The sequence below is a fragment of the Streptomyces actinomycinicus genome, assembly GCF_016741775.1.
Lineage (GTDB): Bacteria > Actinomycetota > Actinomycetes > Streptomycetales > Streptomycetaceae > Streptomyces > Streptomyces actinomycinicus.
Genome location: NZ_JAERRK010000004.1, coordinates 196,836 through 208,682 on the forward strand (window position 1 = coordinate 196,836; position 11,847 = coordinate 208,682).

The window sequence follows — 11,847 nt, forward strand, 5'->3', positions numbered from 1 at the left end:
CGAATCCGGCGGTGACCGTCACTGGGCCGTCACCTCGGTGAGGTCGGCGAGGATCTCGGAGGCCATGACCGGGCCCAGGTCACCGAAGCGCAGCGGGTGCTCGTCCCTGGTCCAGTAGTCGCCCGGAGCGGTGTCGAGCCAGACGTACTCGAAGGTCTGGTCCGGGAAGAAGTCCAGCGCGCCGACGGCGATGCCCTCGTCGAGTGCGATGACGAGGTGCCGGCTGTCGTCGATCCGCCGATGGAACCAGCGCTCCACGCCCGCGTCCTGTGGCTCGCCGCGCTCCCAGCCCCGCTTGGTGAGGCCGAGGAGCTTGCCGACCGGCACCTTCGCGCCCTCGAACCGCGTGAGCCGGTGCCCGGCGGCCTCCTCCTCGGTCAGCGCGTGCACGGTCCGGCCCAGCTGGGGGAAGGGCTGGAGGATCTCGTAGTCGGCGAACAGGTCCGACCACGCGGTGAGGTCGTCGGCCAGGTGCAGCGGGTGCGCCACACGGACCGTGGCGTGCGCGGGCAGTGTCAGCTCGTCGTCGTGGACATCGGCGAAGGTGCGGTCCTCCGCCACCCGGAAGGCGGTCACCGTACCTGCGGTGTCGGCGAGCCAGACCAGGCGGCGGACCAGGTGCCACACCAGGGGGTGGGCGACGAACAGTTCCTGGAACTCCGCAGCCGTCCAGGAGCGTTGGGTCACCATGGCCGCCTCCAGGCGCCGCACCTGGTCGGTGGCGACGGTGCGGACGTCCTTCTTCAGTGCGGCGAACCGCTTGCGCTCGGCCGGGGCCAGTTCCGGGTCGTCCTTGACGCCGGGCGCGGGCAGTGCCTTGCGCTGTTTGCCGTCGGCGTCCCGGACGTAGGGGCGCAGTTGCTCGTCGAAGCCGACGGTGAACCGGCGGGGGCCGTAGTCGATGACGGTACTGCCGTCGGAGCCGAGGCCGAAGTCGGGCACCAGCCGGTCCCCCAGCTGCTCGCCGGTCAGGCCGAGGCCCTCGGCGACCTCGGCGATCTTCTCCTGGGCGCGCTGCTTGAGCGCCTTGAAGGGCACGCGCTGGGAGATGCCGTGCAGGTGCATCAGGGCCACGTCGGTGCCGATCGTCGCGAGCACGGTCAGGCCCTCCACGGCACGGTGGTGGCCGCCTTCGCCGGGCCAGGCGCGTACGACGGGGGTGAGCCGGCGCACGGTCCCGTCGTCGCCGAGCCAGCCGAGGGCGTACAGCGCCCAGCTGTCCTTGGGCGGCATCCCCGCCAGCCGCCACTGCTCGAACACACCCCAGGCGAACTCGGCGAGCGAGTCGGCGGTGCAGTGCGCGCTCACCACCGGGAGCCCCGGGTAGACCTCGCCGGGCTTGGACAGGGCGATCAGTGTGAGGACGTTGCGGACCGCCTCCGTGGGCAGGGCGCCGCCCTCGCGGAGCAGGATCTGCGGCAGCAGCGCCGGGTCCGCCCAGGCGCCGACCGTCGGCACACGCGCGGGCAGGGCGCTGACCAGCGGGTCGACGGCCAGCGTCTCCTGGACGATGCCCGCGGCCTCCGCACCGCAACCGGCGACGGCTGCCGTGAGTGCCGTGTCGCCGTGGGCGTCCGCCAGCAGCCGCAGCGCCCTCTCCGCACCGCGCCGGACCGTGCCGACCGGACCCACCGCGTGGGGGACGAGGAAGGGCACCGCGTCCAGGCCGTGCCGGTTCAGCCAGGCGCGGGCGGTGGACTCGGCGGACTTCGCCCGTGCCAGCCACTCGCACACCAGGGTGGTCACCTCGGCGTCCCGGTAGGGCAGCAGCAGCTCGCTCAGCGTGCTCGGATGCCGGGCCGCGGCTCGTCGCACCAGCGGCAGCGCGGCCAGGCCGTGCCGGGCGGCGACCGGTTTCAGCTCTGCCGCGCCGCCCCAGTGGTACTCGGGGGCGCAGTCGGCGAGCAGCGGACGCACGACGTCCTCGGGGCCGTGGATGAACAGGCGTACGTCCCAGGCGCTCCCGAGCCGCCCGGTCTGTGTCAGGTACTCGATCTCGCGGGACCAGTCGTAGTCGGCGCGCCAGCTGCCGTAGCGGGCGTCGAGCTTGGCCCAGGTGTCCTGCTCGCCCTCCTTCCACACCACCTGCGGTGCGGGGGCCGCGGGTGCTGCGGCGGCCACTCGCGGCTTGCGGGCCTTGCGTGCCCCCGCCCACGGCGGGGCGGTCAGCAGCGCGGGAAGCTTGTCGGCAGGGGCCTCGGCCGCCCGGTCGCGGGTGAGGTGCGGCGTCACGAACTCGGCTACCTGGGCGGGCAGTTCGGGCAGGACGGTCGCGGTCAGTCCGGCGTGTGCGTGGACGTGCGCGATGAGCAGCCGGCCGGCCATCTGCCCGTTCTCGCCGGAGCCGGTGGCCGCCGCGCCCAGCAGGCGCAGGGCGCGGACCGGGTACCGGCGCAGCGCCTCCAGGAGGCTCGGGCGGACGCGCTTGTCGTCGATGCGGTCCAGGAGCAGGCGGAACGCCTCGTCCGTCGGCAGTTCGACCACTGCGTTCGCCAGGGTCCTGATGTGCTCGGAGTTGCGGGCGCGGTCGAGGGCTTCGTCGAGGAAGGGGGCGAACGCCTTGCCGGTGCCTTCGGCGAGGGTGGCGACGAGCGCCATCGTCCAGCTGTTCCAGCCGAGGCCCGGACGACGGCCGAAGTGCCGCAGCTGCTCAGGGGAGTTCACCGAGTACAGCAGCGTCTCATTCAGGTGCGCGTCGGCCTGCGGCAACTCGGCGCAGCACTCGTCGGCCCACTCGCGCTCCGTGGGCAGCAGGTAGGACACGAGGAACCGGGAGCGTACGCGGGTCCGGCGGCCGGCCAGTGCGGCGACCGTCTCCCGGTAGGTGTCCTCGTCGGTCACGGAGAGCAGGGCGCGCAGCCGGTGGGCGAACTTCGGTCGCGTCCGGTGTTCGCCCGAAGCCGTGTCGGCGCGGAAGCCTAGCCAGAGGTCTTCGCGGCGGGAGCCGTGCTGCTGGTAGTGCGGCTCGAGGTCGAAGTAGTCCACCACCGCCTGCGCGGCGAACGTCAGGCCGTGCGCGCGGACCCAGGCGTCGACGGCTTCGCCGTCCGGGTCGTCCCATTGGAAGGTCAGCGATGCCAGCGCGGCGGCGCCCAACGGGTTGTGGCTGCCGTTCAGGTGAGCCCGGGTGGCCTCGACGATCCGTGGATCGCTCTTCGGGGAGGCGAGCAGTGCCTCGATCCAGTCGGCGTACTCGTGCAGCCGGGAGGTCGTCCGCCGCTCGGCCTCGGGGGGCAGTTCGGGGATGCACCGCTCGATCCCGCCGCGGCGTGGATGCACCAGCCTCCGCCAGGCGGCCGGCATCCGGAAGGTCTCCTCGTCGGGCAGCGGGACCGGCCCGTGCTCCGTTGCCGTCTGTCCGCCGGCCGCGGGAGCCTCTCCCCCGGCCTCCCCCTTCACCGAATCTCCCGCGGCCAACTCCGTGCGCGGCACAGCCCCTCCTCCGCCGACCCCCAGGCGGGATCGCTCGCTTGATCAGATTGGTGTCACGTTATCGGGGGCCACTGACAACGCCCCCGGTGCCGCCGGCGGAGCAGCCGTCCCGGGCGCCCCGCAGACCGGGTGCCCGGTTGCGGAGGCGTGGGCACCGGGCCCGGTGCGCGCTCCGAGGGGCCACGGACAACCCTTCGAACCCTTCTAAGGGGCCACGGACAATCGTTGGCCAGTGGCCCGGGGTGCGGCTGGTGCATCGGCGCAGTGGGGCGTGGACGCGCACGGGGGCGGGGCAGCGCCCGCGGCTCTCCGGTGGTCCCTTCATCGGCGTAGGCGGCGCTGTCCGTTCACGCGGACGAGGCTCGTGCCGAGGGGCGAGGCACCCTGTGTGCGGGGGCCGGAGAGCGGGCCCGGACGGCAGGCCGGAGCAGTCGGATGCGGTTCGCTCATCAGCGGTTTCCGCCACCGGAACCGGCGAGGTGCCGTCCCGCGCGGGCGGGTTCGGGCAGCGCGCGGCGTCCGTCGGCGCTCCGGCCGGACGGGCCCCGGGTGCGCCGGGTTCCCGTCGGCGGCCACGCGGGGGCGGACACGGCCACTACGCTTCCCGCGGGCTCCGGCCGACCGGTTTTCGTCGCCGTTGGGGAAATGCCGGAGCTGTCCGTGCGGCCGCGCGCCCGAACGCCTCGGCGTCCGGGCGTCCGGGCTCCGCGAAACCTTGGGGGGTTCCTTTGATCATGCGTTTGTCCTTGCGTCGCGAACACCGCAGACGGGGTCGCGCCGCGTGGCGCCGGTGGGCCGCGGCGCTTGCGGTGGCCGTCGTCACCGTCACCGCCGGGACCGCGTCCGCCGAGGTGCGCCCGGGCGCCGAGCCCGGAACCGTCACCCTGTCCACCCGCAACCTGCACCTCACCGCGGCGGACACGTCCTGCTTCAAGAAGTCCTACCCGAACTGCGCGAGTTCGGACCCGGCGGTGTCGTTCCAGCTCGTCAGCCGGGGCGACACCAGTGCCTGCTCCTTCACCCTGAGCACCACCTGGGGCGACGGCGCCGGCGGCACTCTCGACTTCAGCGGGGGTCCGGACGGGACCCTTCTGACGCCGGTGAAGCACACGTACACCAAGCCGAAGCCCTTCGTCGCGCCGAAGACCTACGCCGTCACCTGGTCGGTCACCGTCCGGTCGGGCAGCAACTGCCGCCCCAGTTCGGACAAGCTCAGCTTCGCCCGTACCTGCACGTCCAGCTCGCTGAGCGGTCCCGCCTGGGCCGCCCGCTTCCCGACCAGCACCCGGTTCGAGGATCTGAAGGACGGTTTCCGGGAACAGGTCACCTCGTTCGTCAGGGCCATGAGGAGCGGTGGCATCACGGTGGTGCCGCGCGCCACGCTCCGGCCGCCGCAGCGGGCGTACATGATGCACTACGCCTGGCTGATCGCGAAGAAGAAGACGTCCGCCGACAAGGTGCCGCCGTTCAAGCCGGCCGCCGGGCAGGCACCGGTGGACATCTGCTGGCAGCACACCAAGGCGGACGGCACCTTCGACTCGGCCGCCTCCGTGGCCGCGGCACAGCGCCTCGTCACGGCCTTCGGAATCGACCCGAACCTGAGGGTGGCCCCCTCCCTGACCACCTTGCACACGCAGGGGCTCGCCATCGACATGACGACCACCTGGTCGGCGCGCAGCATCACCGTCACGGATCACGGCGGTCACCGGGTGACGATCTCGACCACGCCGCACACCGGGCTGAACACCAAACTCATCTCGGTGGGCCGCAGCTACGGCGTGATCCACTACTCGTCGCCGCCGGAGGACGACCCCAACCACTGGTCGACGAACGGGCACTGACCCCTCGGCGTACCTCCGGGAGCGGGTGGGGAGCACGCGTTCTCCACCCGCTCTCCTGCGCGCATTCTCCCGCCCGTCCCGGCCCTGCCCACGGGGCCGGCCGAGGTGCCGGCCGCGCGTTCGCCCCGCCCGACGGTCCGACGAACTCCCCCGGGTTTCCAGGCGATGCCGGCCGAGGCCGCTCAACTCCGCCCGGGCCGCCCGCGTGGGCGTGGAACCGGACCACGTCCCGGAGACGGTCAGCCGCGTTGTCCCCGGAGTTCCCCGTTCCCCGCGTTGTCTTCCCGGAGTTCCCCGTTCCCCGCGTTTTCTTCGCGGAGTTCTCCGTTCCCCGCGTTGTCTTCCCGGAGTTCCCGTTCCCCCCCACTCGCACCCGGCCGGCGTCGGGCCGGGGGTGTCCCCCGGCCGTCGCCGTGCGCGCGTTCGTGTCTCCGCTCATGCTGGAAAAGACGGGTGACGCAGGAGGAAGTGGTGACGATGCGGACCGTTGTCGACCTCACGCGGTGCCAGGGCTATGCACAGTGCGTGTTCCTCGCGCCGGAGATGTTCGAGCTGCACGGGGAGGAGGGGCTGCTGTACGCCACGGCGGTTCCCGACGATCAGGTGGAACGCGTACGCCAGGCCGCCGCGGCATGCCCGGTGCAGGCGATCCTCCTCGGGGAAGAGGTGAGCCCCGATGGCCGATGACCTCAAGAGCGGCCGGATCGTCGTCGTCGGCGCGTCGCTGGCCGGGCTGCGGGCCGCGGAGAAACTGCGCGAAGAGGGGTTCACCGGCTCACTGACCGTGGTCGGCGACGAACCGCACGTGCCCTACGACCGGCCGCCGCTGTCGAAGCAGGTGCTGCTGGGCCAGGCTACGGCGGACACCACCGAGCTGCCGGTGCGCCGGAATGCGGACGCCGAGTGGCGGCTGGGCGTGCGCGCCACCGGTGTGGACCTCACGGCGAAACGGGTGCTGCTGGCCGACGGGGAGTCGTTGCCGTACGACCGGCTGCTGATCACCACGGGAACCCGTGCACGGCCCTGGCCGAATCCGGAGGAAGCCGGGCTGGCCGGGGTGTTCACCCTGCGCACGCGCGAGGACGCGGCGGGACTGAGCGAGCGGCTGTCCGCGGGACCGGAGCGGGTGCTGGTGATCGGCGCCGGCTTCACCGGCTCGGAGATCGCCTCCGCCTGCCGGGAGCGGGGGCTGGAGGTCACTGTCGCCGAACGCGGCCCTGCGCCCCTGGTGGGCGCGCTGGGCGGCACCTTGTCGAAGCTCGCGGCCGTCATGCACCGCAACCACGGCGTCGACCTGCGTACCGGGGTCACCGTCACCGCCCTGAACGGCAACGGCGCCTTCACCGGCGCGCAGCTGTCCGACGGCAGCCGCGTCGAGGCCGACGTGTGCGTGGTGGCGCTGGGCGCGGTCCGCAACGTGGAATGGCTGGCCGACTCCGGGCTCGCGGCGGACCCGCGCGGTATCGCCTGCGACGCCGGGTGCCGGGCCTTCAACATGTACGGGATCGTCACGGACGACGTCTTCGTGGCCGGCGACGTCTCCCGCTTCCCGCACCCGCTGTTCGGCTACCAGATGCTCTCCCTGGAGCACTGGGGCAATGCCGTCGAACAGGCCGAGGTGGCCGCTCACAACATGGTCAACCCGGGGCCGCTGCGGCGCCCGCACCTGGCCGTCCCGGTGTTCTGGTCGACCCAGTTCGGCCTCAACATCAAGTCGGTGGGCGTGCCCACCTACTCCGACCACCTCGTCATCGCCCAGGGCTCCCTGGAGGCGCGCCGTCTGGCGATGGTCTACGGCTTCAAGGGCCGGGTCACCGCCGCGGTCACCGTCGACATGGCCAAGTCGCTCGATTACTACCGGCACCTGATCGAGACGGGCGCCCCGTTCCCGCCCCCGCCGGGCGCGGCCGACCGGCCGATCGCGGCCGACGTCCCGGTTCCGTCCGACGTACCGGACCCGTCGGTGCTGTCCCACGGCCCGACCGTCGCGCTCACCGGCCACCTCCCCGACCGCCGGCTGACGGTGGTCTGATCTGTTTCCCGTACGACGAGCAGGAGCCGTCATGGACTCCGAGACCTTGCTGGCTCGCATCACCGACTACGCCAGCCGTCCCGACCCCTACCCGCTGTACGCGGAACTCCGCGAGGCCGGGCCCGTGGTGTGGCAGGCAGGCGGCAACTGCCTGATCGGCGGTTACCACCACGTCGCCGCCCTGCTGCACGACCCGCGGATGAGTGCCGACCCGCGCACCGGCGGCGAGCTGGGCCACAAGCCGCCGTTCCTGCGGCTGGACGATCCCGAGCACCACAGACTGCGGAACCTGGCCATGCGGCCCTTCGGGCCGCCGCACAGCCCCGGCAGAGTGGACGGGATGCGCGGTGAGATCCGCCGGATCACCGAGGAACTGATGACCTCGTTCGAGCCGGGCCGGCAGGTCGACATCGTCGACGACTTCGCCTATCCGCTGCCCGTCACGGTCATCTGCCGTCTGCTCGGTGTGCCGCACGAGGACGAGCCCCTCTTCAGGGCCTGGTCCGACGTCCTCGTCACCGCCGCCGACGTCAGGCCCGACGCGGACAGCACCGAGTCGGACAAGGCCGGCGACCAGGCCCGGATCGAGATGGGCGGGTACCTGCTGGAGCTCGCCGAACGGCGGCGCGGCAAGCCGAGCGAGGACATGCTCGGCGCCTTCGTGAACGAGCCCGACCCGGCCCTGCGGCTCACCCAGGAGGAACTCGCGGAGACGGCCGTGCTCCTGCTCATCGCCGGACACGAGACGACGGTCAACCTCATCACCAACGGTGTGCTGACCCTGCTCCGCCGGCCCGACTCGCTCGACCTCCTGCGCCGCGAACCGCACCTGCTGCCGAGCGCGGTGGAGGAACTGCTGCGCTACGAACCACCGGTTCACATGCGTGAGCGCATCCCGCACGCCGACATCGACATCGCCGGCACCACCATCCCCCGGGGCACGTCCGTCGTCCTGGCCCTTGCTTCGGGCAACCGCGATCCCAAGCGGTTCCACGAGCCCGACCGGTTCGATCCTGCCCGGCCCGACAACCAGCATCTCGGCTTCGGCGGTGGCATCCACCTGTGCTACGGCGCGCCCCTCGCCCGCCTCGAGGCCCAGGCCGCGCTGGGCGCGCTGCTCCCCCACCTCGGCACCGCCGGCCTCGTCCAGGACCCGCCCCCCTACCGGCAGAACGCCATGCTCCGCGGGCCCCGGCATCTGCACGTCCAGTTCTGAGGCGCGCCCGGGTCCGGACAACCAGGCGCGTCCGGGTCCGGGCAACCGGGCGCGTCCGGGTCAGAGGCGGAGCGGTGACGATACGGCGACGGGTCCGGACACGCACGGTGCCCGGACCCGTCGCCTCACGCGTCCTCACGCGGCGAGAGCGTGGCCGGGGTGCAGAACGACCTTGGTGTAGCCCTCGATGCGCTTGTCGAACTTCTCGTACGCCTGCGGAGCCTGCTCCAGCGGCAGCTCGTGGGAGACCACGAAGCTGGGCTTGGCGCGCCCGGCGATGATCAGATCGCGCAGCTGGCGGTTGTACCGCTTGACGTTGCACTGGCCGGTGCCCACCTTCTGGCCCTTCTCGAACATCCTGCCGATCGAGACCAGGAGCTGGCCGTGCTTGGCGTGCTCGTCGGGGCCGCCCGGGTCGGAGGGCACGTACAGGCCGGGAACGCCGAGCCTGCCGGTCGCCCGTACCGTCTCCACCAGTTCGTTGAGGACGATGGCGGGTTCCTCGTGGCTGGCGTCGTGCGCCTGGGCCTGGTAGCCGACCGCGTCCACTCCCTTGTCGGTTCCTTCCCCGTTCATCTGTGCCTTGATCTGCTCGGCCGGGTTCCCTTGGGTGAAGTCGACGGGGATGGCCCCGATCTCCTCCGCCTTGGCGAGTCGTTCGGGCACTCTGTCGACCGAGAACACCTTCGCCGCGCCTCGCAGCAGCGCCGAGTAGGCGGCCATCAGGCCCACCGGTCCGGCGCCGTAGACGGCCACGGTCTCGCCGGGCGACACCTGGGCGAGTTCGCAGCCGTGGTACCCGGTCGGGAAGATGTCCGCGAGCAACACGAAGTCGGTCTCGAACTCCTCGCCCGGCGGCAGTTTCAGGCAGTTGAAGTCGGCGAAGGGCACCCGGAGCCGCTCCGCCTGACCGCCCTTGTAGGGGCCCATGGCCACGTAGCCGTAGGCGCCACCGGCGAATCCCGGATTGACCGTCAGGCAGAATCCCGTCTCGCCGGCGAGGCAGTTCTTGCAGAATCCGCAGGCGACGTTGAAGGGCATCACGACGCGGTCCCCCACGGACAGGGAGGCCACACCACCGCCGACCTCCTCCACGACACCCAGGTTCTCGTGTCCGAAGACGATGCCCGGTTCGGCCGCGGTGCGGCCTTCGTACATGTGCAGGTCGGATCCGCAGATCGCGGACGACGTGACCCGGACGAGCACGTCGTTGGGATGCTGGATCTGCGGGTCCTCGACGTCCCTCACCGTGACGCTGAAGGGCTTCTCGTAGACGACGGCCTTCACCTCTGTCACCTCCGCGTCGAGCGCTGGAAGACGGCAGCGAGAGCCGGCCGTGCCCGGGGCCGCACACGAAGGCGAGGCCCTCGGTCCGTGCCGTGGCCTGTGCGCTCGCTTCACCGCCGGTACTTCCAGGTAACGCCCGCGGGGCAGGTGGTGCAACCCGCCTCCGGCCTGCCGGAGGTCCGAGGGCGCCACGGTGGCCCGGGCGACTGGCCGGAGCGTCCGGTCACGCCCCGATGAAGGCTCTGCGCTGCGCCTGCTCGAACTCGGTGAGGGGGTCGCCGCCCTTCTGCCAGGGCCAGGCGGTGACCACTCCCCCGACGGCCTCGAACACCGTACGTGCCTCGGCGCGCCGGTCGCCGGCCACCAGTGCGTAGGCGAGGAGGTTCAGGTCGGCGAGTGCCTTGGCGTGACGGAGGAATCCCGGCTGCCCCCAGGTGTGCATCACGCGTTCGAGCGCATGGGCGGCCGTTCCCTGGGACCAGTGGTTCCGGGCGACCAGTGCTTCGTAGCCACCCCGGTCCAGGATGGCGTGGTACTGGAGGATCTGGGCGGTGAGTTCCGTGCCCACGCAGGGCGCGTTGGCGGGCATGCGGGCCCCGAGCGCGTCCACGAAGTCCAGGACCTGGAGCCGGGAACCCGATTCCTCGGGGGCGAGATAGGCCAGCATGGTCAGGTACGCCTCGCGGTTCCAGCGGTCACGCGCGAGGACCTCGTTCCACACCCCGAAGACCTGGGGCTGCCGCCAGCGTTCCCAGCGCGCCACCCTGAGCAGGGCCACCCACGGGGCGGGATCGTCCGGCGCGAGTTCGGCGGCGCGCAGACAGCCGTCCACGGCGTCGGCCATGTCGCCCCGGCGGTCCTCGGCGCGAGCCTGCGCCACCTCGGACCAGGCGTGCAGCACCAGGGCGTCCGGGTTTCCGGGCTCGCGGGCGGCCCACGAACGCGGCAGATGGGACGCGGCGAGGAAGTCCGCCAGGACGCTGATGCGGTGGGTACGGCGGTCCCAGTCGCCCGGCTCCTGGTCCAGGAGACGGGACATCTGCGCGGCGCACAGGTCGGTGGTGGCGATCGTGCCGGTCCGGGTGGTCGCCCGCAGGGACTTCAGCAGCCTGCCCAGCTCCTGGTCGTCCAGTTCCGGGGCGATGCGGACCCGATTGCGGCGGCTTGAAAGAAATCCCATGGGCGGAGGCTAAAACGGATCACACTGCGCACAAGGGCTGAGCCGAGATCGTTACCGATCACTTGCCGTGCCCGGCCGAATACGGCTCCGAGCCGGCCGGTGGAACCTCGTGGCGGGCGCACGGCCGGGCGGCCTGGTCGCGGGAGGCAGCGGGGACCGCATCCGTGCGTCGGCGGAACAGCGGTGCAACCATCGGCGCAATCCGCGTGTCTCACCCGATAGCAGCATGACACTCGACCAAGGGGGACATCATGCGACGATCAGGGGCGGTGGCGGCGGCGCTGGTCATGGCGGCGGCCGGGCTGGGAGTGACGGCGAGCGCCGCGGACGCGGCGACCGCGGCCGGTCCCCGCGCGACGGCCTGTCCGACGGGCTGGGGCAGTGGCGACAAGGGCGGTACCGCCACGGGCGCCGTTCCGCTGAAGGACATCAGGACCGGTCGGCACGACTGCTTCGACCGCATGGTCTTCGACGTGCCCGGCGGCGGTTCCGTCGAGTACTCCGTCAAGTACGTCGACCGGCTCACCGCGAGCGCCAGCGGACGCTACATACCGGTCAGCGGCGGAGCCGTGCTCGACGTCCATGTCGGTGCGCCCAGTTACGACCCGGAGACCGGTGCGCCCACGTATCCCGGACAGGTGGGCCACGCCCTTCCCGGCGTCAGCGTCAGCGGGTACCGCACCTTCAGGGACACCAGGTTCGCAGGCAGCTTCGAAGGAGAGACACAGATCGGCCTCGGCGTTCGCGCCCGGCTCCCGTTCCGGGTGATCCAGCTGTCCGACCACCTCGTGGTCGATGTGGCCCACAACTGGACGGGCAGCCGCTGACCCACCCACGGCGCGCGAAGCAGCCGCCGCGC

General features: G+C 72.0%; 8 protein-coding genes. 5 read left to right on the forward strand and 3 right to left on the reverse strand.

Annotation, left to right across the window (positions count from 1 at the left end; translation table 11 throughout):
* Positions 1 to 18: 18 nt before the first annotated feature.
* Complete coding sequence (locus tag JK359_RS10470) at positions 19 to 3,399, reverse strand: DUF4132 domain-containing protein (protein WP_307788048.1); 3,381 nt, start codon at positions 3,397 to 3,399, stop codon at positions 19 to 21.
* 842 nt (positions 3,400 to 4,241) lie between these two features.
* Here JK359_RS10470 and JK359_RS10475 point away from each other — a divergent pair.
* The 4 genes from JK359_RS10475 to JK359_RS10490 all read left to right on the forward strand — a co-directional run bounded on the left by JK359_RS10475 (position 4,242) and on the right by JK359_RS10490 (position 8,521).
* The gene (locus JK359_RS10475) at positions 4,242 to 5,273 is read left to right on the forward strand and encodes a hypothetical protein (RefSeq protein ID WP_201834255.1); all 1,032 of its coding nucleotides are present in this window, start codon (positions 4,242 to 4,244) and stop codon (positions 5,271 to 5,273) included.
* A 477-nt stretch (positions 5,274 to 5,750) separates the two neighbouring features.
* Positions 5,751 to 5,960: a ferredoxin gene (locus JK359_RS10480; RefSeq protein ID WP_201834714.1), complete on the forward strand. Its 210-nt coding sequence runs from the start codon at positions 5,751 to 5,753 to the stop codon at positions 5,958 to 5,960.
* Positions 5,950 to 7,305: an NAD(P)/FAD-dependent oxidoreductase gene (locus tag JK359_RS10485; protein WP_201834256.1), complete on the forward strand. Its 1,356-nt coding sequence runs from the start codon at positions 5,950 to 5,952 to the stop codon at positions 7,303 to 7,305. Before JK359_RS10480 ends, JK359_RS10485 begins: the two co-directional genes overlap by 11 nt.
* 31 nt (positions 7,306 to 7,336) lie before the next feature.
* Positions 7,337 to 8,521 carry a cytochrome P450 gene (locus tag JK359_RS10490; RefSeq protein ID WP_201834258.1) on the forward strand — a complete coding sequence of 395 codons (1,185 nt, stop codon included), beginning with the start codon at positions 7,337 to 7,339 and terminating at the stop codon, positions 8,519 to 8,521.
* 135 nt (positions 8,522 to 8,656) lie between these two features.
* Here JK359_RS10490 and JK359_RS10495 read toward each other — a convergent pair whose 3' ends face one another.
* Positions 8,657 to 9,808, reverse strand: coding sequence for a glutathione-independent formaldehyde dehydrogenase (locus JK359_RS10495; protein WP_201834260.1), 1,152 nt, complete (start codon positions 9,806 to 9,808; stop codon positions 8,657 to 8,659).
* Positions 9,809 to 10,031: 223 nt separating this feature from the next.
* Positions 10,032 to 10,988: a hypothetical protein gene (locus JK359_RS10500; RefSeq protein WP_201834262.1), complete on the reverse strand. Its 957-nt coding sequence runs from the start codon at positions 10,986 to 10,988 to the stop codon at positions 10,032 to 10,034.
* 251 nt (positions 10,989 to 11,239) lie between these two features.
* On the opposite strand from JK359_RS10500, the gene JK359_RS10505 reads away from it, so the two are divergent.
* Positions 11,240 to 11,815 (forward strand): AMIN-like domain-containing (lipo)protein, encoded by a 576-nt coding sequence (locus JK359_RS10505; protein WP_201834264.1) that lies wholly within the window; start codon positions 11,240 to 11,242, stop codon positions 11,813 to 11,815.
* Positions 11,816 to 11,847: the final 32 nt, after the last annotated feature.